Annotated in this window: 23 protein-coding genes; 12 read left to right on the forward strand and 11 right to left on the reverse strand. The window is 65.9% G+C overall.

Annotated features, from left to right (window positions below; translation table 11 throughout):
* Window positions 1-64: 64 nt before the first annotated feature.
* From QX128_RS28080 to QX128_RS28125, 10 genes are all read right to left on the reverse strand, one after another.
* Window positions 65-2,041 (reverse strand): cellulose synthase catalytic subunit, encoded by a 1,977-nt coding sequence (locus tag QX128_RS28080; protein WP_316182655.1) that lies wholly within the window; start codon window positions 2,039-2,041, stop codon window positions 65-67.
* A complete protein-coding gene (locus tag QX128_RS28085) occupies window positions 2,041-3,243 on the reverse strand; it encodes a hypothetical protein (protein ID WP_410053190.1) in 1,203 nt (400 codons plus the stop codon). Before QX128_RS28085 ends, QX128_RS28080 begins: the two co-directional genes overlap by 1 nt.
* A gap of 11 nt (window positions 3,244-3,254) precedes the next feature.
* Window positions 3,255-4,730, reverse strand: coding sequence for an HlyD family secretion protein (locus QX128_RS28090; protein ID WP_316239133.1), 1,476 nt, complete (start codon window positions 4,728-4,730; stop codon window positions 3,255-3,257).
* A 197-nt stretch (window positions 4,731-4,927) separates the two neighbouring features.
* Entirely contained in the window at window positions 4,928-6,427 is a 1,500-nt protein-coding gene (locus QX128_RS28095) for a tripartite tricarboxylate transporter permease (protein ID WP_315805044.1), read from the reverse strand.
* Window positions 6,427-6,921, reverse strand: coding sequence for a tripartite tricarboxylate transporter TctB family protein (locus QX128_RS28100; RefSeq protein ID WP_315805045.1), 495 nt, complete (start codon window positions 6,919-6,921; stop codon window positions 6,427-6,429). The genes QX128_RS28095 and QX128_RS28100 overlap by 1 nt, the downstream gene beginning before the upstream one ends.
* Window positions 6,918-7,886: a Bug family tripartite tricarboxylate transporter substrate binding protein gene (locus tag QX128_RS28105; RefSeq protein WP_316239134.1), complete on the reverse strand. Its 969-nt coding sequence runs from the start codon at window positions 7,884-7,886 to the stop codon at window positions 6,918-6,920. Before QX128_RS28105 ends, QX128_RS28100 begins: the two co-directional genes overlap by 4 nt.
* A gap of 244 nt (window positions 7,887-8,130) precedes the next feature.
* Window positions 8,131-8,493, reverse strand: coding sequence for a hypothetical protein (locus tag QX128_RS28110; protein WP_315805068.1), 363 nt, complete (start codon window positions 8,491-8,493; stop codon window positions 8,131-8,133).
* Between the two features lie 80 nt (window positions 8,494-8,573).
* Window positions 8,574-8,852, reverse strand: a complete 279-nt coding sequence (locus tag QX128_RS28115) for a DUF3551 domain-containing protein (RefSeq protein WP_316239135.1) — start codon at window positions 8,850-8,852, stop codon at window positions 8,574-8,576.
* A 100-nt stretch (window positions 8,853-8,952) separates the two neighbouring features.
* Complete coding sequence (locus QX128_RS28120) at window positions 8,953-9,648, reverse strand: RlmE family RNA methyltransferase (RefSeq protein WP_316182643.1); 696 nt, start codon at window positions 9,646-9,648, stop codon at window positions 8,953-8,955.
* A 146-nt stretch (window positions 9,649-9,794) separates the two neighbouring features.
* Window positions 9,795-10,868, reverse strand: a complete 1,074-nt coding sequence (locus tag QX128_RS28125) for a Ppx/GppA phosphatase family protein (protein ID WP_315805049.1) — start codon at window positions 10,866-10,868, stop codon at window positions 9,795-9,797.
* Window positions 10,869-11,068: 200 nt separating this feature from the next.
* Here QX128_RS28125 and QX128_RS28130 point away from each other — a divergent pair, with 200 nt between their 5' ends.
* The 12 genes from QX128_RS28130 to QX128_RS28185 all read left to right on the forward strand — a co-directional run bounded on the left by QX128_RS28130 (window position 11,069) and on the right by QX128_RS28185 (window position 20,897).
* Entirely contained in the window at window positions 11,069-13,444 is a 2,376-nt protein-coding gene (locus QX128_RS28130) for a xanthine dehydrogenase family protein molybdopterin-binding subunit (RefSeq protein WP_316239136.1), read from the forward strand.
* A gap of 423 nt (window positions 13,445-13,867) precedes the next feature.
* Window positions 13,868-14,158, forward strand: coding sequence for a RebB family R body protein (locus QX128_RS28135; RefSeq protein WP_315805051.1), 291 nt, complete (start codon window positions 13,868-13,870; stop codon window positions 14,156-14,158).
* Window positions 14,159-14,219: 61 nt separating this feature from the next.
* Window positions 14,220-14,489, forward strand: coding sequence for a RebB family R body protein (locus QX128_RS28140; RefSeq protein ID WP_315805052.1), 270 nt, complete (start codon window positions 14,220-14,222; stop codon window positions 14,487-14,489).
* Between the two features lie 72 nt (window positions 14,490-14,561).
* Entirely contained in the window at window positions 14,562-14,831 is a 270-nt protein-coding gene (locus tag QX128_RS28145) for a RebB family R body protein (RefSeq protein WP_172108194.1), read from the forward strand.
* 74 nt (window positions 14,832-14,905) lie between these two features.
* A complete protein-coding gene (locus tag QX128_RS28150) occupies window positions 14,906-15,178 on the forward strand; it encodes a RebB family R body protein (RefSeq protein ID WP_172108192.1) in 273 nt (90 codons plus the stop codon).
* A 68-nt stretch (window positions 15,179-15,246) separates the two neighbouring features.
* Window positions 15,247-15,468, forward strand: coding sequence for a RebB family R body protein (locus tag QX128_RS28155; RefSeq protein WP_315805053.1), 222 nt, complete (start codon window positions 15,247-15,249; stop codon window positions 15,466-15,468).
* 1 nt (window position 15,469) lies between these two features.
* On the forward strand, window positions 15,470-16,102 hold the full coding sequence (locus QX128_RS28160; protein ID WP_315805054.1) for a RebB family R body protein: 633 nt from the start codon (window positions 15,470-15,472) through the stop codon (window positions 16,100-16,102).
* 98 nt (window positions 16,103-16,200) lie between these two features.
* Window positions 16,201-16,545, forward strand: coding sequence for a hypothetical protein (locus tag QX128_RS28165; protein WP_316239137.1), 345 nt, complete (start codon window positions 16,201-16,203; stop codon window positions 16,543-16,545).
* Between the two features lie 6 nt (window positions 16,546-16,551).
* Complete coding sequence (locus QX128_RS28170; protein ID WP_316216324.1) at window positions 16,552-17,607, forward strand: hypothetical protein; 1,056 nt, start codon at window positions 16,552-16,554, stop codon at window positions 17,605-17,607.
* Between the two features lie 26 nt (window positions 17,608-17,633).
* Entirely contained in the window at window positions 17,634-18,317 is a 684-nt protein-coding gene (locus QX128_RS28175) for a hypothetical protein (protein WP_316239138.1), read from the forward strand.
* A 122-nt stretch (window positions 18,318-18,439) separates the two neighbouring features.
* Window positions 18,440-19,162, forward strand: coding sequence for a hypothetical protein (locus QX128_RS28180; RefSeq protein WP_315805058.1), 723 nt, complete (start codon window positions 18,440-18,442; stop codon window positions 19,160-19,162).
* 178 nt (window positions 19,163-19,340) lie between these two features.
* Window positions 19,341-20,897, forward strand: a complete 1,557-nt coding sequence (locus QX128_RS28185) for a hypothetical protein (RefSeq protein ID WP_316239139.1) — start codon at window positions 19,341-19,343, stop codon at window positions 20,895-20,897.
* A 102-nt stretch (window positions 20,898-20,999) separates the two neighbouring features.
* Here QX128_RS28185 and QX128_RS28190 read toward each other — a convergent pair whose 3' ends face one another.
* The gene (locus QX128_RS28190; protein WP_316239140.1) at window positions 21,000-22,655 is read right to left on the reverse strand and encodes a helix-turn-helix domain-containing protein; all 1,656 of its coding nucleotides are present in this window, start codon (window positions 22,653-22,655) and stop codon (window positions 21,000-21,002) included.
* Between the last annotated feature and the right edge of the window lie 153 nt (window positions 22,656-22,808).

A 22,808-nucleotide genomic window follows, 5' to 3' on the forward strand; every position in this document is an offset into this window, starting at 1 on the left:
GGCCGGTGGGCACGCTGCCGCCTGCGGCGGCTGCTTTGCCCACCCTACCGCTGGATCCGGAACGTCAGCGACCGACGAAGCCGCGGCGGGCCAACCCTGCGAGGGCCCCGCGCAGGCGGGCGCGGCCGGTGATGACGCCGCAAGAGGAGCTGAACAGGCGGACGACCAACTGGCGCCGCTGCGCTTCGGTCGGGTGCATGCGGAGGTGCATCGTCGTCCTGGAAACATCGCTCACCGAGGCCTCGATCCATCCGAGGCCGTCGAGATGCACCGGCAGCAGCGCCCCTGGCCGCATCGTTCCGCGGCCGCGCGACCGGGCCACGCGTGCCGACGACAGAGACAGCGCCTCGATCTTGCACGGCACGACCTCGCCGTTCTGCGCCAGCCAGCCCGCCTCGTCGCTCGGAAACAGGTCCTCGCCGCGCGGAAGCTCGAAGCAGACGAGAAACGCGATGAAGGCGATCAGCATCGCGATGCCGGCCCATAACAGATTGAAGTAGTCGATCGACGAGATCTCGCTGGCTGCATTCGGCGACACGAACGCCCAGACGATGGCCGCCGCCGAGCTCGCGGCGATCGCGCCGAAAATCGCGGCGAGCTTGCCGTGGACGCGCGGCTTGGAGCGGTCGCCGCCCTTGTCGGTCACCTTGAAGGGGCGGCCGAACGGCCGGACCAGCGCGCTGAGCAAGGTGGCAGTGACGGCAAAGCAGGTCACTGCATGGGTCGCTTCCATGAACAGCGGCAGGGTCTTGGAACGCGAGATCCAGCCCATGTAGATGATCGTCCCGAGCAGCGCCGGCACGCCGTAGCGCAGGAACGACAGATAGTCGGCCTCGAACGCCGGCAGCCCGGCGAACCAGTAGATCGGCGGCGCGATCAGAAGCAGCACCATGAACGGCTTGCAGGCCCAGTTGAGCACGCCATGCAGGAAGTGCCAGCGCTGGGTGAAGCTGTAGCCGCGGCTGCGCAGCGGGCCATCGCGCAAGAGCGCGACCTGGATCGTGCCGAGGCACCAGCGGGCGCGCTGGGTGATGTATTCGGGCACGCCTTCCGCCGAGAGGCCGAAGCTGAGCGGCTCGTTCAGCCAGACCGTGCGATGGCCGCGCTTGAGCAGCGTGTAGGTGAGGTTGAGATCCTCGGAGATCGCCGCATGCGGGAAGCCGCCGATCTCCATGAGCCGCTCGCGGCGGACGACGAAGGAGGTGCCGACACAGAACGCGCAGCCCCAGGCATCCTTGGCCGGCTGGAACACGTCGAAGAAGAAGCGCTGGTCGTCGACCCAATGGCCTGATGACAGCAGATTGTGCTGGATCGGATCGGGGTTGTAGTAGAATTGCGGCGTCTGCACGACGGCGATATCGGGCTCGGACAGCAGCAGGCCGACCGTGCGCTGGAGAAAGTCACGGCGCGGGGCGAAGTCGGCATCGAGCACCAGGATCACCGGCGCGTTCGACAGCTGCGCCGTCGCCGCAAGCGCGTTGTTGAGATTGCCGGCCTTGGCGCCCTTGTTGTCGGGCCGCGTCAGATGGCGCGCGCCGACCTCGTCGCAGAACGCGCGGAGCCGATCACGCCGGGTGTCGTCGAGCACCCAGACGGTCTTGTTGGGATGGTCGAGCGCGAGCGCGGCCAGGATCGAGCGCTCGACAATCTCCATGGGCTCGTCATAGGTGCAGATGAAGACGTCCACGGCCGGCTGCTCGCCCCGTGCCGCCAGCGCGCGCTGCGCGGCGTCGGCCTGTCCCGAGCGGTCGACGCTGCGGGTCAGAATCAGGATCGACATCAGCGTGTAGGAGATCGCCACGATCTCGAGCGTGATGAACAGCCGCGGCCACAGCGCCTGCAGGGTCAGGTCGAACACCGGCAGCGTGTCGTGCCAGCGCCATAGCGTGTAGATCAGGAGGAACGACGCTGCGGTAGCGCCGAACAGCAGGCGGTCGCGCCGGCGCGTCGGATCGAGCAGGCGAGCCATCACGAGGAGCCCGAGCAGGACTCCGAGATCGGTGGTCAACACCGAGGCGTCATTGCTGGGGAGCGGAAACATCAGGGCACCCTTGCGCCAGTGAAAGGATTCCAGCCGGTCTCGGCGAGCACGGCCCAGGCAGTGGCACCGAGATGCGGACGCTTGTAGTAGAAGAAGTCCTGAATGGTGGTCGCGCCCGTCGGATCGATCGACAGCCCCGTGGTAAGGCGCGCGTTGCGCGTCGCGTTCAGCAGTCCCGTTGCCGTGCGGTCGGCACGCAATCCTGCAAGCAGCCGCTGGCTGGCAGCGGCGTCCCCGACCATGCGATAGGCCAGCGCCGCCTGCGCGGTGCCCTCGACCCAGACGCCGTCGCGATCGCCGTTGAAGTCGAAGCCGCCGTCGACGGCGAGATGAGTTTCGGCAAAGCGCAGCGCCCTGCGCCAGTCGGGCGCATCCGTCACCGCCATCCACGGCCAGAGCTGGACGTCGAGCGCGAGCAGATTGCCGTCGGCGAGGTGGCCGTCGGGCTTGGTGCCGAGCAGGAAGTGATCGCCGCGGAACGTGCGATCGAGCAGCCGGCGCGCCGTCTGCGCGGCATCCCGATAGCGCGGCTCCGATGTGATACGAGAGAGCCACGAGGCCACGGCGTAGACATCGGCATTGTGCTCGGTCGACATCCAGCTGAGGCGCACCTGCTGCGGATCGTAACCGTGATAACCGCCGCTGAAGCCGTCCGCGCCGTTCGTTGCGTTGGCCATGATCCAGTCCATCAGGCGCCGCGCGCCGGACAGGTAACCCTCCTCACCGGTCGCCTGATGCAGCGTCAGCAGCGCCAACGCTGCCCAGGCGATGTTGCCGGTCGCGGTGCCGTCCTGCGCGGCGTCCTCGCCCCAGATCTTCTTGTGGTCGTCCCACCAGCCCGGCAGCAGCGCCGCGCCGGGGCTGACAGGACCGGCGCGATAGGCGTTACGCAGGCGGCCATCGCCGAAGCTGCGATCATGAGCGGCGGCATGCACCAGCGCGTTGCCGATCACGCGGCCCTCGTCGACGCGACCGCATGCGACCAGCGCGATGGCGGCCAGGGCGTTATCATAGGTGAACGCCGTCGTCGAAAGGCCGAGCGGCAGCCCCTCCTCGTCGGCACCCGGCTCGTAGCTGCGGATGAACGCCGCGTCACGGCCGGCGAGGCCAGGCTCGACGGCCTGCATCAGTCCCGCACACAGCGACGTCTCGGCGCGCATCGGCGATGCTCCGCCGAGCAGAGCGATCACCGCCATCGTCATGGAGAGAAGCCTCATTGTGCCGAGACCGCGCGCGCCGTCGGCAGCCACTGCTCGTCGAAGACCGGCTGCTGCGCCGGTTGCGACCGCAAGGCGGAGTCGAGCTTGCTGACACCGGCACGGCGCGTCGCTTCGTCCGGCTCAGACGGGTCCAGATCGGTCAGCGACGCAACGAGGTGGCCGAGCCGGCGCCATGTCACCGACATCGACGGCACGATGCCATTGTCGCGCGTCACGGTGACCCACTGCCCCACCGTGCAGGCCGGCGTCGCCGCGGAGGTCGGCTGCGCTGCCCGCTTCTCGTCGGCAGCGTCAGGCGTGATCATGACATAGAGCTCGCGCCGCTCGGTCTGTGGAAATGGCACGGCAAAGCGCTCGTCGACCTTGTCGCTCGTCTTCGGCAGCACGGCGCTGACGATGCCGCTATGGAACCCGCCGCCATCGATGCGCACCTTGGTGCCCGGCTTCATCGCTTCGCCCTGGCGATAGGAGAAGATCGCGACCACGAAGCGTTTGTCGCAATCGACCACCGAGGCGATCGTATCGCCGGCGCTGACGTGGCGTCCGGTGTCGGCGCCCACCGCCAGCACCTTGCCGGGACCGGGCGAGAGCACGTCCGCGGCAGCGAGCCGCGCCAGCCGCGCGCGCTCCGACTTGATCAATCCCTCGAGATCGTCGAGCACGGCCGCCTGCTGCTTCTCCTCGATCTCCATCCGCCTTGCATCGAGATCGATGTCACGGCGCTTCTGACTGAGCATGTTCAGCGCGACCAGATCCTCGCCGACATAGACGCCGGCATCGAGCGCCTTCAGCTGCGTCAGCTTCTGGTTCAGCTTGGCAGTCTGCGCATCGGTGTCGTGCAGCGCCGCCGCATATTGCTGCTCGGTCGGCTTCAGCATCTCGACGCTGGCGGCATCGCGCGCGACCATGCGGTTCTGGCGGTCGACGATGGCCTTCTTCTCGCTGCTCTGCGCGTTCGACTGCGCGACGCGGGCACGCAGCTCCTCGATCTGGGACTGCAGCTGCGCCTTCAACTGACCGGCCTGGCTCGCGATCTCCTGATCGAGCGAGCTGACATAAGCGACATCAGACTGATGCTTGGCACGCGTGGCGTCGAGCTTCTGACGCGCGTCGCCCGCCTTTTCTTCCAGCGAGATGAGCGTGGTGCGGTCGAGCCGCGGATTGGTGATCTCTGCGAGGCGGTCGCCAGACCGAACCTCGCCACCCGGCTTGGCCGTGAGCGAATCGACCTGGCCCGCGATCGGGGACGTCAGCAGCATCACCGGCGCATCGACCACGGCGCGATCGGACTGGTCGGCCACGATCGGCGGCACCACCGCGGTCAGCATCAACGCCGAAAGGATGCCGGCCACACCGAGCGCCGACACCCTGAGGATCACGGGATGGCGCGGCGGCTGGGTTGCGGTCTTTGGAGCGGCGGGACGTTGCGCGGGGGCTGGCTTGAAACCGTCATCGAAGCGATCGGTCATCGGGTCTCTTTCGGTTTGGGGTGACACGCCCCGAAAGACGCTTCCTCGGCTGATCCGGAGTTCCAGGCTCCGGTCTCGATGGCTCAACCCAAACCGGATCGCGGGCACATCGTTTCACGCCGCGCCCGATCTCCGCGCCCCCCTCCGGTCACGTTATGTTGCACTGCGATGGCGCGGTTTCCGCTTGCGGGCCGCACTCAATCCTCATTCGCCTTGAAGCGCCCGAGTCCCTTCAAGATGAACGGCGCGATCAGCGCAATCAGCGCGACCACCAGAAGCGTTGCAGAGATCGGCGACTGCAGCAGGGTCATGGGATCGCCGAGGCTGATCGCGAGCGCCCGCCGCAACTGGCTCTCGGCGATCGGTCCGAGGATCAGCCCGACCACGACCGGCGCAATCGGGAAATCGAACCGGCGCATCAGGAATCCGAGCACGCCGAAGCCGGCCAGCATCGACAGTTCCACGACCGACGGCTTTGCCGCGATCGTGCCCATGGTCGCGAACACGAGGATGCCAGCATAGAGCCAGGGTGTCGGGATCGCGAGCAGCTTCACCCACAGCCCGACCAGCGGCAGGTTGAGCACGAGCAGCATCGTGTTGGCGATGAACAGGCTCGCGATCAGGCCCCAGACCAGATCGGGCCGCTCGGCAAACAGCAGCGGTCCCGGATTGAGGCCATATTGCTGGAAGCCGGCGAGCATCATCGCGGCGGTCGCCGAGGTGGGCAGGCCGAGGGTCAGCAGCGGCACCAAGGTGCCCGCGGCAGAGGCGTTGTTGGCGGCCTCAGGGCCGGCGACGCCTTCGATCGCGCCCTTGCCGAACTGATCGGGATATTTGGTCAGCCGCCGCTCGGCCGAATAGGACAGGAAGGTTGGAATCTCGGCGCCGCCCGCCGGCAGCGCGCCGATCGGAAAGCCGAACAGCGTGCCGCGCAGCCACGGCTTCCACGACCGCTTCCAGTCCTCGCGCGTCATCCACAGCGAGCCCTTGATGGCCTCGATCTTCTCCTCGCTATGGTGACGGCGCGAGGCGACGTAGAGCGCCTCGCCGACTGCGAACAGGCCGACCGCCAACGTCGTCACCTCGACACCGTCGAGCAGTTCCGGCACGCCGAAGGCGAGCCGCGCCTGCCCCGTCAGCTTGTCGATGCCGATGAGACCGAGCGTCAGCCCGATGAACAGGCTGGTGAGGCCGCGGATCGGTGAATCGCCGAAGGTCGCGGACACCGTGACGAAGGCGACGCACATCAGCGCGAAGTAGTCCTCCGGACCGAAGCGCACGGCGATGTCGACGAGGTAAGGCGACAGGAAGGCGAGACCGATGGTGGCGATGGTGCCGGCGACGAAGGAGCCGATCGCCGAGGTCGCCAGCGCCGGGCCGCCGCGGCCGGACTTGGCCATCTTGTTGCCTTCGAGCGCGGTCGCCATCGAGGCGCTCTCGCCGGGCGTGTTGATCAGGATCGCGGTGGTCGATCCGCCATACATGCCGCCATAATAGATGCCGGCGAACATGATCAGCGAACCGCCGGGATCGAGCTTGTAGGTGACCGGCAGCAGCAGGGCGACCGTGAGCGCCGGCCCGATGCCCGGCAGCACCCCGACGGCGGTGCCGAGGAACACGCCGACCAGCGCATAGAGCAGGTTCATGGGCTGGACGGCGATCGCCATCCCATGCGCGAGCGCGGCAAAGGTGTCCATCAGAGCAGTCTTTCGAGCGGACCGGCGGGAAGGCTCAGGGTGAGGAGACGGTCGAAGGCGAGATAGATCACGGTCGTCAGCACGGCGCCGATGACGAGATCGGTGACGAAGGCGCGCCGGCCGAACGCGGCCGACGTCGTCACGAACAGCGTCGTCGTCGCGAGGATGAAGCCGCCACCGAAGCCGATGATCGCGATCAAGAGCGCAAGGCCGGCGAGGATCAGCAGCACCGCGACCGGATCGGAGCTCTCGCGCGGCGGCAGCTTGCCTCTCACGGCATCGATCAGATTGGCCAGTGCAAGAATGCCGAGCCCGATCGCGATCACGACCGGCATGACCTGCGGGCCCATGCCGTACATCGTGGTCGCCGGGATCTGATTGGCGTCGTAGACCAGCACGAGCGCAACGGCCGCGAGCAGCGCCGCAATGACGATGCCGGCCTTGTCGACGCCTCCCGAGGCGGGTGTCTCGGCGCCGGCGCGCTCCGTCGTCATGACTTGACGAGGCCGACCGACTTCAACACGTCGGTGACACGGACGTTCTCCTTTTTCAGGAAGTCGGCGAACGCATCCCCCGGAAGATAGGCGTCGTCCCAGCCCTTCTGCTTCAGGATCTCCTTCCAGGCATCCGACTTCACCATCTTCTCGACGGCGTCGCCGAGCACCTTCTTCTGCTCCGGCGTGATGGCGGGCGGCGCGACCACCGAGCGCCAATTCGCGAGCACGAGGTCGATGCCCTGCTCCTTGAAGGTCGGGATGTCGACCCCGGGAATGCGCTTCTCCGAGGACACGCCGATCGCGCGCAGCTTGCCGCTCTTGATCTGCCCGTCATACTCCGACAGGCCGGAAATGCCCGCCGTGACCTTGCCGCCGAGGATCGCCGCCAGCGACTCGCCGCCGCCCGAGAACGGGATGTAGTTGACCTTCTTGGCGTCGGCGCCGACGGCGCCGGCGAACAGCGCCGCCATCACGTGATCGACGCCGCCGGCCGAGCCGCCGGCGAAGGTGACCTTGGCGATATCGGCCTTCAGCGCCGCGGCGAGGTCCTGCGCCGTCTTGATCGGCGAGTTGGCCGGCACGACGATGACCTGGATCTCCTCGGTCAGCCGCGCGATCGGCGTGACCTGCTCCAGCGTCACCGGCGACTTGTTCATGGCGAGCGCGCCGACCATCACGAAGCCGTTCACCATCAGCTGGTTGCCGTCGCCCTTGGCGCCGGTGACGAACTGCGCGATGCCGACGGTGCCGCCGGCGCCGGCGACGTTGGTCACCTGGACGCTGCGCGCCACGCCCGACGCCACGAAGGCCTGCTGCATGGCCCGCGCGGTCTGGTCCCAGCCGCCGCCGGGCGCGGCCGGCGCCATCACCTTCAGTTCCAATTGCTGGGCAGAGACCGGTGCACCGGCCAGGAACGTCAACGCAACAGCTGCGCCGGACAGGCGCGCACAGAATGACTTCAAGGACCCCTCCACGGCCGCCCCGGCGGCTCACGTTTCTCTATCCGCGTCTCAACCCCGATCATGCGGCACCAAGACGCGCACGGCTGCACGATCGACTGCGCACGGACCGGTCAGATCAGCTCTTGGATTCTCGAGACACAGCAAAAGCTTACAGGCCCAAAGGGGGCATTCAAGGCGCTACCCTGCGACAGGATGGCGCACCTCCTTTACGCGAGGCACTTTGCCGCTCAGTGGCCTGGAGGGCTCAGCCGCAAGTCCAGACCATTCCCACCGGCGTCCGCGTCCAGCACGGGCCGAAGCTGCCGCCATTGTAATGGCCGCGATAGAAGCCGGGCTGGCCGAAATAATGCCACTCGCCGTTGTAGAGCATGTATTTCGGGGTGCCGTCGATGTACCAGTGGCGGCGGCTGCCGCGCGGCGGGCCGTTGCGCATCGCTTCCTTGTCCGCGTACAGCGGGAGGCTGTTGTTCGGCGGCTGCTTATAGCCCGGCAGGAAGCCATAGCCCTGCCAGCGATGAGCCTTGCGCTTGTGCGACGGAGCGGCCGTCGCAAGCGCGGGCACCAGCAGCAGAAGCATCACAATCGAGACGATGAAACGACGTGACATACGGGGGCCCGGGATTGCGGTGTTGGCGATCTTGAGCTTGATCACGCGATACGACAACGGCCGTTCCGTGATGAATTGTTTCAGCGATGCCGCCGGTGCTTGCCGCGCGGCGGCGGTGCCGGCGGCGCGTAGAATGGATTGAGGTCGCACATCGCCGCGCGGCCGGACGCCGTGGCGCGGCATTGCGGCAGCGACGTGTAGCTGCAGTCGATCCACTCGCCACCGCCAAACCGGCCGCCTTCATAGACCTTCATGCACACGGGATAGCGCGGATCGTAGGCCTGGGCATGAGCCGGCGCCGATATGGCCGAGCCCGCCATCAAAGCGACCGCGACAGCGCTGCAGGTCAGGACACGCATTCGGGGACCTCCGGAAGGGGTCTCGTCGGCCCAAGCCGATTCCCGAGACCGTGTTGCATCTGCTCTGTATCGCCGGCGCGGGCCGCTCGCAATGACGCCATTACAACAGGTCGGCCTGCTCTCCGCCGCGGAAACCCATCGCCAGCACGTAGCGCTCCGACGAATCCTGCCGGCTCGCGGCCGGCTTGACGTGGCGGACGCTGGCGTAATCGCGCTTGAGCTGCGCCATCAAGTCGGCATCGGCGCCGCTCTGGAACGTCTTGGCGAGAAAGCTGCCGCCCGGCTTGAGCACCTCGCTGGCGAAATGCGCGGCAAGTTCGACGAGACCGACGATACGCAGCTGGTCGGTCTTGCGATGGCCGGTGGTGTTGGCCGCCATGTCCGACATCACCACGTCGGCACGCCCGCCGAGCATGGCGCGGAGCTTTTCCGGCGCATCCTGGGCATGGAAGTCGAGCTGGGTGAAGGTGACGCCGGGGATCTCGCCCATCTCCAGCAGATCGATCGCGATCACCTTGCCCTTCCCGGCTTCGGCCCCGACCCGACGCGCCGCGATCTGGCTCCAGCCACCGGGCGCGGCGCCGAGATCGACCACCGTCATGCCGGGCTTCAGCAAATGATACTTGTCGTCGATCTCGAGCAGCTTGTAGGCCGCGCGCGAGCGGTAGCCGTCGCGCTTGGCCTTCATGACATAAGGATCGTTGAGCTGGCGCTCCAGCCAGAGTTTCGAGGACAGCTTGCGCTTGCCCCCGGTCTTGACCTGCACATGCATGCGGCCAGTGGTGTCTTTTGCCATCTTGATCTCTGAGGTCATTCCGGGACCGCCCGTCAGGGCGGGACCCGGAATCCAGAAGTTGCGGAGCGAGATTCCGGGTTCGCGCCAAACGAAAGCAGCTTCGCTGCTTTCGTCCGACCGCACCGGAATGACGTCGTCAATTCTTGCTACGCCGTCCTGAGCGCGCCGTCCTCGCGCATCATCTCGACCAGCATGCCCTCGCGCAGGCCGCGATCGGCGACGCGCAGCCGCGGCAGCGGAAACGCCAGGCGAATCGCGTCGAGAATGGCGCAGCCCGCCAGCACGAGGTCGGCGCGGTCGATGCTGATGCAGTTGTTCTCGGCGCGCTCCTGGTAGCTCATCGCCAGCAGCTTGGCGATCGTCGTCGTGATGTCGGCATCGTTGATCCAGATGCCGTCGACCCGGCGCCGATCGTAGCGCGCGAGGTTCAGATGAATGCCGCCGAGCGTCGTCACGGTGCCGGAGGTGCCGAGCAGATGCATGCCGGAGAGGTCGCCGCCATTCTCGGCCGCGAACGGCCCGACATGCTCGGCCACGGCCTCGACCATGGCGGCATAGATCTCCGGCGTCACGTCGCGACCGCCGAAGCGTTCGGCCAAGGTCACGACGCCGAGCGGGATCGACATCCAGGCCTTGATGCGCGGCTCGGCGTTGCGGTCGGCCGGATCGCGCTCGATCCTGACCAGCTCGCTGGAGCCGCCGCCGATATCGAACAGGATGGCCCCGCGCCCGCCCGGATCGAGCAGCGGCGCGCAGCCCTTGACGGCCAGCGTCGCCTCGGTCTCACGGTCGATCACCTCGAGCTCGATGCCGGTCTCGGCCACCACCCGGCTGCGGAACCCGTCGGCATTGGTGGCGGCGCGGCAGGCCTCGGTCGCGATCAGGCGCAGCCGGCTGGCCTTCTTGGATTGGATCTTGTCCCGGCAGATGCTGAGGGCGGCGATGGCCCGATCCATCGCCGCATCGCTGATACAGCCGGTGGTCGAGATGCCCTCGCCCAGCCGGACGATGCGCGAGAACGAGTCGACCACGCGGAAGCTGTCGCCCGAAGGACAGGCGATCAGGAGCCGGCAATTGTTGGTTCCGAGGTCCAGGGCCGCGTAGACGCTGCTGCCATTGCTGGCGCAGGAAGGCGTCGCGACGTCCAGACCCGGACGCAAGCCGGGCTCCAGGTTCCCGCGCGGCGTGGGACTCTCCCGCAGCCGCGTGTCATTGATCATTCAAATGTCTTTCCGCTGGCCGGACCGGCCCAGATGGAAGTTCTCTTTCGCTAGACATTATCAGTGGATAGCGCCGGCGCAACAGCCCCTCCGTCAGGCGTGATGCACCATTCCTAATCAACCGTTGTCCGGCCGCGGGCGCTGCACTATCTGGGAACAGCCCGCATTTGCGACCAATCCAGCCCGTTGGGTCCTCATCCATGCAAGATCACACCTCCCCGGCCTCCCTCGAAAACGCGATCGCGCTGCAGAAATTCGGCGTCGGGCAGCCGGTCCGGCGCAAGGAGGACGACACGCTGGTGCGCGGCCACGGCAAATATACCGACGATTTCAACCTGCCCGGCCAGGCCCATGCCTGGATCGTGCGCTCCAGCCATGCCCACGGCATCATCAAGGGCATTGATACCGCGACCGCAAAGGCGATGCCCGGCGTGCTCGGGGTGTGGACCGGCGCCGACCTCGCGGCGGCCGCCTATGGCCCGTTCACCTGCGGCCTGCCGCTGAAGGGCCGGGACGGCTCACCGCTGCTGCAGACCAATCGCCCGGCGCTGGCGACCGACAAGGTGCGCTTCGTCGGCGACCCCGTCGCCTTCGTCGTGGCGGAAACCGCCGCGCAGGCCCGCGATGCGGCCGAGGCGGTCGAGCTCGATATCGAGCCCCTGCCCGCGGTCACCAATGCCGAGGAAGCCGCCAGGCCCGGCGCGCCGCTTCTCTACGACCACATCCCGAACAACGTCGCCCTCGACTACCACTATGGCGACACCGCCAAGATCGAGGAGGCCTTCGCCAAGGCGGCGCACGTCACCAAGCTCGACATCGTCAACACCCGCGTCGCCGTGGTGTCGATGGAGCCGCGCGTTGCGCTGGCGGCCTTCGACGGCAAGACCGAGCGCTTCACCTTGCAAGTGCCGACCCAGGGCGTCTCCGGCAACAAGGCAACGCTCGCCAAGATCCTCAACGTCGCGCCGGACAAGGTCCGCATCCTCACCACCAATGTCGGCGGCTCCTTCGGGATGAAGAACGTCTCCTATCCCGAATATGTCTGCATCCTGCATGCGGCCAAGGCGCTGGGCCGTCCGGTGAAGTGGCGCGACGAGCGTACCACCGCCTTCCTGTCCGACAGCCAGGGCCGCGACCAGATCATCCATGGCGAGCTGGCGCTCGACGCCGACGGCAAGTTCCTCGCTGTCAGGCTGTCCGGCTACGGCAATCTCGGCGCCTACATCATGGGCGTGGCGCCGCTGCCGCTGTCGCTCAACACCGGCAAGAACCTCGCCAGCGTCTACAAGACGCCGCTGCTCGGCGTCGACATCAAGACGGTGCTGACCAACGTCACCCTGATGGGCGCCTATCGCGGCGCCGGCCGGCCCGAGGCGAACTACTTCATGGAGCGGCTGATCGATACCGCCGCGCGCGAGATGGGCATCGACCGCCTCACCATCCGCAAGCGCAACTTCATCAAGCCGAGCCAGATGCCGTTCCCGGCGGCGTCCGGAGTCACCTATGATTCCGGCGACTTCGCCGCGGTGTTCGAGAAGGCGCTGGAGGTCTCGGACTACGCCGGCTTTGCCAGGCGCAAGCGCGAGAGCCGTAAGAACGGCAAGCTGCGCGGCATCGCGGTCGGTTCGTATCTCGAGGTGACCGCGCCGCCGTCGGGCGAGCTCGGCAAGATCACCTTCGACGCCGATGGCGGCGTGACGCTGACCACCGGCACGCTCGATTACGGCCAGGGTCACGCGACCCCGTTCTCGCAGGTGCTGTCGGCGCAGCTCGGCGTGCCCTTCGAGAAGATCCGGCTGGAGCAGAGCGATTCCGACCTCGTTCGCTTCGGCAACGGCACCGGCGGCTCGCGCTCGATCACCGCGACCGGCCAGGCGATCGTCGAGTCCTCGCAGCTCGTCATCGCCAAGGGCAAGCAGGCGGCGGCGCATCTGCTCGAGGCCTCGGAAGCCGATATCGAGTTCGCGGGCGGCCAGTTCACCATCGCCGGCACCGACCGCAGCATCGACATCATGGAGCTGGCGCGGCGCATGCGCGAGGGCAAGATGCCCGAGGGCGTGCCGGCCTCGCTCGACGTCGACCACAATTCGACCGCGACCGAGTCGACGTTTCCGAACGGCTGCCATGTCTGCGAGGTCGAGATCGAGCCCGACACCGGCGTCGCGCAGATCGTCGCCTACACCGCGATCAACGACTTCGGCACGGTGATCAACCCGATGATCGTCGCCGGCCAGCTCCATGGCGGCGTCGCGCAGGGCATCGGCCAGGCGCTGATGGAGCACCTGCGCTACGACGAGAGCGGCCAGCCGATCACGGGATCGCTGATGGACTACGCGCTGCCGCGCGCCTCCGACGTGCCGATGATGACGGTCGACAACCATCCGGTGCCGGCGAAGTCCAACCCGTTGGGCACCAAGGGCTGCGGCGAAGCCGGCTGCGCCGGCTCGATGGCATCCGTGATCAACGCGGTGATCGACGCACTGTCCGACTACGGCGTGAAGCATCTCGATATGCCGCTGACCACCGAGAAGCTCTGGCGCGCAATCCAGGACGGCAAGGCGAGGACCGCGGCGTAGAACCGTCGTCTTCGGCGCATCGCCGTCGCTTTTGCCTGATCAAGCCCGGCCCGAACGGCCGGGCTTTCGTTTGCGCAGATGGCAGAGGATCCGTTCGCACGGCGACGTTGCCGCGCGCCGGTCTCACGCTCCCTCCATACGCGATCGCCCTGCCCGCAGCGGGGGATGCCAGTCGCGATCACCGCAGCAGGCGTGCGGAAAAATCGCTGAATTGCGGCAGAACCGATGAAGTCATCCGGTTATTTTCGCCGGGATTCGTCCCTGAGTTCCATCCCTTTCGACTATCGCGAGCGTCCCGATCTTCCTTAGGTTGCTGCAACGCCGGTTGGCATCTTCAACACACGCCGGACGCCGGTGCCACGCCAAACGACGCACGACTGCGTCACGCGGTGGATGTCGGCTCAAACGAGGGAGAATGACGAGATGGCTTTCCCGACGTCGGTCAACGACCAGATCACCGATTCCGTCACCCAGGCGAATACCAAGGTGCTCGGAGATGCGCCCGCGATTGCGATGGGCAACCTCTATCAGGCCACGGCGCAGGCGCTCGCCAATGCGGCTCACAACGCGACCAATGCGCAGCAGCAGAGCTACGTGACCACGCAGGCCGCCACCACCATGGGCGTCGCCACGCTCTACTCGCTCGACACCGCCACCACCGGCGTCGCGACGGCCGACATCCTCAACACCGGCGTCAAGGGCCTGACGAGCTGACGCGCACGTCCCGTTCGACCACCCACCTGCTGAAATGACCTCCACCTGAAAGGATCGAGCCATGGCATTTCCGACCTCAGTCAACAATCAGATCACCGATTCCGTCACCCAGGCGAACACCAAGGTGCTCGGCGACGCGCCGGCGATCGCGATGGGCAACCTGTTCCAGGCAACCGCGCAGGCGCTCGCGAACGCTGCGCACAATGCCACCAATTCGCAGCAGCAGAGCTATGTGACCGCGCAGGCGGCAACGACCATGGGCGTCGCCACGCTCTACTCGCTCGACACCGCCTCCACCGGCGTCGCCACCAAGGACATCCTGTCGTCCTGACCAGGCCCGAGCGCGGGATCGGGACACTCCCCGATCTTGGCCCTCGCCTCATGATCCCAGGGAGCTGGTGAGATGGCATTTCCCACGGCAGTCAACAGTCAGATCACGGACTCCGTGACCCAGAGCAACGTCCAGGTCCTCGGTACGGCACCTGCGATCGCAATGGGCAACCTGTATCAGGCGACGGCGCAGGCGCTGGCGAATGCAGCGCACAACGCCACCCTGGCGCAGCAACAGATGTACGTCACTGCGCAGGCAGCGACGACGGCAGGCGTCGCGCTGCTCTACTCACTCGACACGGCGTCGACCGGACTGGCGACGTCGACCATCCTGAAGAGCTAGGCACCATCCGCGCGTGATGCCCGGCTGATCGAGAGACGACCCCACGCCAACAGCACTCGCAAAGGAGAGACATCATGGCATTCCCCACCGCCGTCAACAGTCAGATCACGGACTCCATCAGCCAGGTGAACACCAAGGTGCTCGGCGACGCGCCGGCCGTCGCGATGGGCAACCTGTTCATCGCCACCAGCCAGGCGCTGTCCAACGCGGCCCACAACGCGACCAACAACCAGCAGCAGTCCTACGTGACGATGCAGGCCTCGACCACGCAGGGCATCTCCACCCTGCTGACCCTCGATACCGGCACGACCGGCATCGCCACCGAAAAGGTGCTCGGCCTGGTGTAGCGGTCCGTCCACCGACGGTGCCACCCGGCTAGCCGCAGGCTTGCGTCCGGCCAAGGGAGCCGTTCGTCGTGCCAGCCGCCTCCGCATCGTTGACGGCCGTGGTCGACGGCAACGTCGTCAATGTCGGGCTCGCCCCATCGGTCGCCATGGGCATGACCTATGTGGCGATGGCCGACAGCCTCGGGCTCGCCATGGCGAACGCCGCGGCCAATCAGCAACGTGGCCAGGTCCTGGCCGGCGCGGCGCTCGCGCAGGTCCTGGCGATGATCATTGCGCAAGGGAGTTCGTGACATGAGCGATCCGGGTACGGTCAACGGCCAGATCATCGACTCGACGACCGGCGTGGTCACGCTTCTGACCGGTCAGTCTCCGTCGCAGGCCTTCGGACTGCTCGACGCCGTGATGGTCGAGACGCTCGGCATGGCCATGCACAATGCGATCGGGCGGCAGCAGGGCGCGAGCGTGATCGGCTCGGCGGCAGTGACCGCGGCGTGTGCCAAGATGCTGTCGGTGCCGCTTCCCATTGCACCGCCGCCCGCGCCGAAGCCCCCGCCGCCCGCCGTCGATCCGCTCCCCGGACCGCCGCCCAATCCGTCGCCGAGCGCAGCCGTCGCCGCCGCCTTTGCCGAAGCGGAAAGCGCGGTGACCGCGCTGAAACTGCAGGCCAGCTCGGCCTCCAGCCTGGCGCAGACCGCGCAGGCAGATCTCAACCAGATCGTCACCGACGCCGGCGGCACGACGCCCTCGACGCCGCCACCCCCGAGCAGCTCGATCGCGACCGCCTATGCGGATGCGGCGAGCGCGATCGACACGCTGAAGGCCCAGGCCGCGACCGCGAATGGCCTGGCGCAGACCGCGGAGAGCGACCTCAACAAGCTGATCACCGAGGCCGGCGGCACCCCGCCCGCTCCTCCGAAGACCTGACCAGATCCTGAGCCGAAGACCCGACGACGAGACCGCCATGATCCGGGGCGCCGCAACCAGCACCGGCCGCAGCCTTCGGATCGGTTGAGGATACGCAGATGCCCAGCAATGTCGACGCCCAGATCATCGACGTGATCAACCAGGTCCAGAAGGCGACCATGGCGCCACAGGTCGTACTCACCAGCGGCGCCGGCAAGGCCTATCAGTCGGTGGCGCAATCGGCGGCCATCGCCATCCAGGACGCGGCCGATGCGCTGCGCAACGTCTCGACCATCGCGACCACGGCCTCCGGCGTCGCCATGGCGCAGTTGCTGGCGACCGGCGAGCCGAAATACGCCGAAGCGCTGGTGACGGCGCAGAGCATGATGAAATCGGCGACCAACGACTTTGCCCAGATCGGCGCGGCCGCTTCCACGATCCTCAAGAACTTCCCGTCGGGGTGATGTGTCATGTCGGTGACGGTCGCAAACAGGCTGATCCAAGGCCGTGGCGGCCTCTCCGAGATCGGCGCGGTGGTTCTGGCGTTCATCGACGGCGGCGTGCAATGGCTCGAATGGGCGGTGCGGGCGCCGACGGCGAGCTACAGCTTCCCCGACGAAACCAGCATGATGGCCGAAATCCAGGACGGGCTGCACGGCTCGCCGCTGGCGCTGCTGCCCGGTCTGGGCCTGCAGGTCAGCCCGGTCAAGCTCCTGACCTTCAATCTCGGTGACCTGCGCGCGATTGCCAAGGCAGAGACCGGCGCGCAAGACGCCGCGACGGCGAGCCAGACCGAGAGCATCCTCAACGCCCACGGCATCCATGCGCAGTCGGATCTCGCAGCGGTCCCGGCCCTGCTCTCGCAGTTTGGCGTGGCCACGTCGCCGCTGTTCCAGTGTCTTGGCCTCAACGAGACGATCGCGCTGTGGGAGCTGATCGCGCTGCCGCAGCCGCAGGACGGCGAGCCCGACATCCGCAACGACGCGGCCGCCTTCGCCGTGCAGCAGGCCCGCACGCCCGAGGAGTTCTGCGACTACTACCGCATCTACATGGCGCTGACGGCCAAGCTGAAGACCGCCGCCAGCTCTGCCGAGCAACGCCTGTCCCAGGCCAATGGCGCGGTTCAGACGCTGCTGCCGATGATGTTCGGCGCGCTCGACTGTCCGCAGGTGCGGGGCCTGGTGCCCCCGCACGAGGTCGCCGCGGCCGTCAACAACTGGCTGCGGCAGGGACGGCGGCTCGGTTTCGCCCGGCTGTCGGAGGGCGTCTGCCGCATCATCGAGAGCACGACATTCACGCAGGAGACCGGCGCGGCGGCCCAGCAGGTCGTCACGCTGTATCTCGCCAATGCGCAGTCGTTCCTCTCGGCCAATCATCCGAAGACCGGCCGGATCAGCCAGGACGGACGCTCCTGCATCCTGCCGACGCAATCCGGCAATCTCTACGCCGAGCTCTACCTCGGCGCCGACGGCGACATCACCTTGCGCCAATTCAGGCGGATCGCGCCGCCCGCCGAAAAGAGTTGAGTCCGACACCCCATGAGGCAGGCATCATGAGCGAGCAGCCCCCGTCCCAGACCTCTCCGCCGGAGAACGAGCCCGACATCCTGCTCGACAATCCCTATGCCAGCCCGATGTTGCCTGAAGCATTCATCGAGCAGATCGAGGAGCAGTCGGCGGCTCAGTCGGCGCGCGATACCGAAATCGAAGCCGAGCTGATCGAGAGCGCCACCGACGAGGTCGTGTCGATCGAGGAGCATCTGGGCGAGATGGACGAGGCGGTGATCGAGGTGGACGAGCAGGTCGCCAGTCCCCTCTCCTCGCACTCCATCCACCAGATCGAGCATCGCCTGCTGGAGGCCTCCCGCGCGATCGCCGCGGCCCAGCAGGCGTTCAACGAAGCGGTTGGTCGCACGGCGGCCTCGATGGAGCGCAAGATGGCCGCGGCGCAGGCCGCCATGCTGTCACGCCGGGCGCAGGTCGAACCGCTGCAGCCGCCCGCGGACTACGCGCCGCCCACGGTCGAGACGGCCGAGCAGGCCGTCGCGGCCTCGATCGTCGCCACGCGCCAGGCCACCAACTTCACCGATCGTCAGCTCGCGGCGATGGCCGCCACCGGCCGCGCCATCATCGCCGAGGCCCAGCAGGCGGCCGAGCAGAGCGTCATCGCCGCCGAACGCTCGATCAGCGCCGCGCTGGCGGCGAGCCAGCCACAGAAGACGGCGGCTTCCGCCTGACGCCACGCAAACCACCTCGCTGCGGCTGCGGGTGATCCGACCTGCTGTGTCAGCGATACTCCCGAAGCGGTCGTAAGAACACCGCCTCCGGCACCGCCTATCACGCGGAAGGATCCAATCCGATGTGCTGCATCATCTTCGATCTCGCCAGCACCGGTGGCCTGGACACCCTCGCCTCGCCGGGTGCCGGCCTCCCTGGCGCGCTGCCCCAAGGCATGGGAACCCAAGGCGGCCTCTACGTGATCGTCAACGTTCCCACCAACAACAGATACATCGGGAAAGCCGGCAATCTGGCGGACCGCTTCGATGGTCGAATGCTCACCGTGAACGAGTTCGGACTGAGCACCAACAATCTCAGGGGCGTCGGCGCGTTCTGGGGTGTCGCCTACGCCTTCAACACGCCGCAACCTCCCTCGCCGCCACTGCCAGTCTTCAAGGTCGAGGCCGGCATCACCTACAACGCCCAAACGAACGATGGCCGCCTCGCCAACCTCCTCTTGCCCGGCCAATTCGCTCCGGGAACTCCACAATATGCTTTCGCCAGCGCGCTGCAGATGAACACGATGGAAACCTGCAGGGTCGCCGATCCCATCTATTCCCTTAAAGATCCAACGGTCTACATCGATTCAACGACAGTCGACGTCGAACAACTACTCATTCGATTCTTCAAGATGGCGATCGGCAGCGGCGGAACTCTCACAAACAAGCAAAAAAGTCTGAATGCGTTCGTGAATTCAACCGGCAACAGCATGATCGTTGCGGTGTCGTGGGGCGCATGCCAAGCGCTCGGATTCCCGACCAGCGGCTTCACCATCATCACGATCGCCAACGGAGGCGCGCTTTGACGATCGCCGCGGGACTACCGTCCCGACGCAGCGCGCGAGCCGTGCCGATCGACCCGGGGCGTAACGCCAACGGCAAAACGGTGAACATCAGAACTGATTCCCATTCGATTGCGCCGGGGGATGCGAAACTCGCAGGCATACGGCGCTCACATCAAACAAAGAGAAGAGGACGATCAGGATGCCAAAAGGCGACGAACCAACGATCTTCGTGACCAAGGACGACAGGCAAGTCGTCATCGCGTCAGGAGGCGAGCAGATCAGCCCCAACAGCTACGGCTTCGAGATCGAATTCTGCAGCCACAACAGCTGGGTGTTCCAATTCACTCACGTTGAAGCAGCCGACATCGAATTGACGGTTGGAGACTCGCCGGAAGCAAAAGCCGTCTGGACGATCGAGACCGATTCGGACAACGTCTTCGAACTCACGACGGGCAAGACGTGGTTTTCGACCGTCGCGGACGCCTACCTTGCCAAAGACCGACTTGCTGAATATCTCGTCGCTTCTGTATCCGGGACATCGACGCAAAAATATGTGACTTTCCTGCAATGGAAGGCGGCGCTCGCAAGCGAGGCCTTCGATACCCTCGTCAAGAATTTCTTTGGCAAAGCGTTGAAAAAAGCCGAGGCGAAGAATCGCAGCTCCACTCAAGTTCTTGTTCAACTGAACGAAAACAACATTGACGATACGACTAATGTCGGCGCGGCCCTATGGACGTTCGCCAAGAACGAGGGAAGCCCCCAAGATCCACAACCGTGGAACGATTACCTCAACAACATCCTCCTTGGGCGCAGCCAGAAAGACCCAAAAGAAGGCTTTTCTTCGCAGGTCAACATGCCCATGACCTTGCAAGGTTATTTTTTATACCAAATGGCGTGGAAACTACCTCGTGAAAATCTGCGCTTCAGCAAGGGCGTGGTACGGCCATCCTGGATCTGGTTGAACGTCATGGCCGAAGTCTATAGCGGATACATGTCATTGCTTATAAAGATCTATAAGGACGTCGGTCAGATTGATCCGGCGAAAGTTCCAGTCGAACTGAACATGACTATTGCAGAACTCAAGAAGTCCGCGTTTGTTTTCCTTGTTACGAACAAGGTGGTATGCGGTGCAATGGGCGCTCTGAGCGAGATGAATCAGCTCAAGCTCCAGGAAATCGCATACGCCGAAAAATCGACGTTGATCTTTCGGGATCCATACCCCTTTGAGGAACAGATCAATTCATATCAAGTGGACCAATTCCCGGGCTGGTGGCGCTGGTTGCCATTTCATAGCTACCTGAAGGATTTAACGGCACTCTGGTTTAAAGCTGCGCTGCTGGATGTGATCAGCAAGGAAGACTTTGATCGCACGTTTTACGGCAAACTCGGCGAAGTTCTCTTGTCGGGAGAAACGGCTGCGATTTGGCTGGACGCACTCGCAAAGTTTCAACGCGAGTACATAGAGAAGGCCGGAAAGAAACCTTACTCACGGCTCGCGACGTACGACGTCAAATCTCTCTGTAAAGCGATCAACATGGTGGAGAAAGCGCTGGGCGCAATGCTCCTGAACGCGAGCAATCCATCCACCGATCTTGCTTTCAATCTGCCGCCGCCAAATGCGCGCCCGTTTCTTGACTATTCCAGAGCACCGAAGTGGGAAGGACGCTACGACACCATGTGGTCTTCGATCAAACTACCGGGGTCCTCGCCGTCGACCGGTGATTGGACCTACCTCGTTGAGCATCGCCGGCATTAGGCGACGGAGAATGCCTTGGGTGGAAATGCGTCTTTTTCATACCAACCCTCGGCGGCGCTTACATGTTTCCAAAGCCTCTGTGAAAGAGGACAACCGCCCCCCTCACTCCGCCGCCATGCGCCGGTACTCGCGCGGGGTGCGGCCGACCTGACGGCGGAAGTATTTCTCGAAATGGCTGAGATCGGCGAAGCCGACCTGTAGCGCCACATCGGTGATCGGCTGCCGCGCATTCGTTGCCAGCAACTCCTTGGCTTTCTCGACCCGAATGCGCGACAGCATTGCCTTGCACGAGGTCTGCAGGCTGTGACGAAACAGGAAGCTCAGATGCGACTGGCTGACATGGGCCTGGCGTGCCAGGCTGCCGAGCCGGATCGGCTCGGCATAGTGATCGACGAGATACAGAAGTGCCCGGCGCAGATTGGGATGCAGGCGCGACAGCGCCGTGATGTCCTTGTTGAGCACGTGGCGAATCCAATCATCCGCTTCCGCCCCGATTTCCGGCCTCGCGGACGCTTGCTCGCGAACGGCTTCGGCCGGCGGCTTCGCCGCCGGCAACGCCGGTGACGGTGCCGCCGACGTCACCGTCACGCGCTCGGCCCGCGCGTGGAGAGCCGGGAAATAGCGCCTGATGTCCTCGGCACGGATCCTCGCACGTCCGGTCATGACCGCGAGCCGGGCGACCACGCGCTCGACCTCGAACGCGTTCTCCGGCCACGGATAGCTGCGGCACAGATCGAGCATCTCGGCGCTGATCTTGTCTTCGGCGCGATGACCATGTCCCTCGAGCGCAGCGATGACGAGCGGCTCGATGTCGTCGCAGCGCTCGCGCAGCGGCGGCACGCTGACGGGCAGAAAGTCGAGCTCGGCCAGCAATTGGCGCGAGAAGGAGCGCTCGGCCACCATGCGCGGCAGATCGCCGCCGGCCGAGGCGATCACGCGCACGCGGGTCGTGTTCGACACGTCCAGCCATTGTCCCAGGCGAGAATGCATGTGCTGCGGCAATTCGTTCTGCAGACCGGGCGCCAGCATGTCGATGTCGCTGAAGAACAGCGTGCCGCCCTCGGCCTGCCGAAACCAGTCCTGCGGCGCCCCCCGCGGCTGCGCGCAATTGACCTGCACGAACGGCAGATCGCGGCGCGGCCCGCAGCAATGGATCGCGGCGGCCAGATACGGCGTCTCGGTCCCGAACTCGCCCTGCAACAGGCACGGCAGATCGCTGTGCGACGCCTTCTCGACGAAGATCTCGAGATTTCGGACCGCCTCGCTCACACCCACCAACAGCAGCGAGCGGCCCAGGCGCTGCCGTGCCCACTCGCAGACCTCGTGGCGCTTGATCACGAAGGCGAGCTGGCGCGCGCAATCCGCCAGCGCGTCGGACAGGTCCGGCCCGCCCCGCCGCCCCTCCCAGGCCAACGTCAAACGGCCGATCCCGACGTCGGCATAGACCAGCGGCGCCGTCACGGATGGCGTCGGTTCGAGCCGCCATTCCGGCGCACGCCGCGGCTCGCGCTCGGTAGTCGCCGCACCACCGCCGTCTCTTTCGCTGAGCCAGTCCTGCACGGTTTCCGATCCGGATCGGGACAGGACGATGCGGCCGAGATCGGCGACGGCAATCTCCACAGTCGCCGCCCGCGACAGCTCCGCCAGACGCTGTGCATAGCTTGCCAGGAAATCGACGACGTTGAGATACGGCCGGCTCATCCTGGACAGATCGCGCCAGGCCTGATCGCCGCCGTCGAGTCCCCGCTGGTCTTTCATGACCCGGCTCAGCGCACGGACGCGTTGTGTCGATGATCCAACATGGCGGGCACGTTACCGCGGCTCCGACGCCGCTTCCGACCGAAGCGGCCGGCCCGATCTGCCCACCTTGTGCATCGCTTGCCAGAATTCATGGTCCCCCATGACGCAGCC

The sequence above is a fragment of the Bradyrhizobium sp. SZCCHNR1015 genome (assembly GCF_032489875.1).
Lineage (GTDB): Bacteria > Pseudomonadota > Alphaproteobacteria > Rhizobiales > Xanthobacteraceae > Bradyrhizobium.

Excerpts from the sequence above, each read along its gene's own strand:
- QX128_RS28080 (WP_316182655.1), bottom strand. The coding sequence starts at position 2,041 with ATGTTTCCGCTCCCCAGCAATGACGCCTCGGTGTTGACCACCGATCTC.
- QX128_RS28085 (WP_410053190.1), bottom strand. The coding sequence starts at position 3,243 with ATGACGATGGCGGTGATCGCTCTGCTCGGCGGAGCATCGCCGATGCGC.
- QX128_RS28090 (WP_316239133.1), bottom strand. The coding sequence starts at position 4,730 with ATGACCGATCGCTTCGATGACGGTTTCAAGCCAGCCCCCGCGCAACGT.
- QX128_RS28095 (WP_315805044.1), bottom strand. The coding sequence starts at position 6,427 with ATGGACACCTTTGCCGCGCTCGCGCATGGGATGGCGATCGCCGTCCAG.
- QX128_RS28100 (WP_315805045.1), bottom strand. The coding sequence starts at position 6,921 with ATGACGACGGAGCGCGCCGGCGCCGAGACACCCGCCTCGGGAGGCGTC.
- QX128_RS28110 (WP_315805068.1), bottom strand. The coding sequence starts at position 8,493 with ATGTCACGTCGTTTCATCGTCTCGATTGTGATGCTTCTGCTGCTGGTG.
- QX128_RS28115 (WP_316239135.1), bottom strand. The coding sequence starts at position 8,852 with ATGCGTGTCCTGACCTGCAGCGCTGTCGCGGTCGCTTTGATGGCGGGC.
- QX128_RS28120 (WP_316182643.1), bottom strand. The coding sequence starts at position 9,648 with ATGGCAAAAGACACCACTGGCCGCATGCATGTGCAGGTCAAGACCGGG.
- QX128_RS28125 (WP_315805049.1), bottom strand. The coding sequence starts at position 10,868 with ATGATCAATGACACGCGGCTGCGGGAGAGTCCCACGCCGCGCGGGAAC.
- QX128_RS28130 (WP_316239136.1), top strand. The coding sequence starts at position 11,069 with ATGCAAGATCACACCTCCCCGGCCTCCCTCGAAAACGCGATCGCGCTG.
- QX128_RS28135 (WP_315805051.1), top strand. The coding sequence starts at position 13,868 with ATGGCTTTCCCGACGTCGGTCAACGACCAGATCACCGATTCCGTCACC.
- QX128_RS28140 (WP_315805052.1), top strand. The coding sequence starts at position 14,220 with ATGGCATTTCCGACCTCAGTCAACAATCAGATCACCGATTCCGTCACC.
- QX128_RS28145 (WP_172108194.1), top strand. The coding sequence starts at position 14,562 with ATGGCATTTCCCACGGCAGTCAACAGTCAGATCACGGACTCCGTGACC.
- QX128_RS28150 (WP_172108192.1), top strand. The coding sequence starts at position 14,906 with ATGGCATTCCCCACCGCCGTCAACAGTCAGATCACGGACTCCATCAGC.
- QX128_RS28160 (WP_315805054.1), top strand. The coding sequence starts at position 15,470 with ATGAGCGATCCGGGTACGGTCAACGGCCAGATCATCGACTCGACGACC.
- QX128_RS28165 (WP_316239137.1), top strand. The coding sequence starts at position 16,201 with ATGCCCAGCAATGTCGACGCCCAGATCATCGACGTGATCAACCAGGTC.
- QX128_RS28170 (WP_316216324.1), top strand. The coding sequence starts at position 16,552 with ATGTCGGTGACGGTCGCAAACAGGCTGATCCAAGGCCGTGGCGGCCTC.
- QX128_RS28175 (WP_316239138.1), top strand. The coding sequence starts at position 17,634 with ATGAGCGAGCAGCCCCCGTCCCAGACCTCTCCGCCGGAGAACGAGCCC.
- QX128_RS28180 (WP_315805058.1), top strand. The coding sequence starts at position 18,440 with ATGTGCTGCATCATCTTCGATCTCGCCAGCACCGGTGGCCTGGACACC.
- QX128_RS28185 (WP_316239139.1), top strand. The coding sequence starts at position 19,341 with ATGCCAAAAGGCGACGAACCAACGATCTTCGTGACCAAGGACGACAGG.
- QX128_RS28190 (WP_316239140.1), bottom strand. The coding sequence starts at position 22,655 with ATGAAAGACCAGCGGGGACTCGACGGCGGCGATCAGGCCTGGCGCGAT.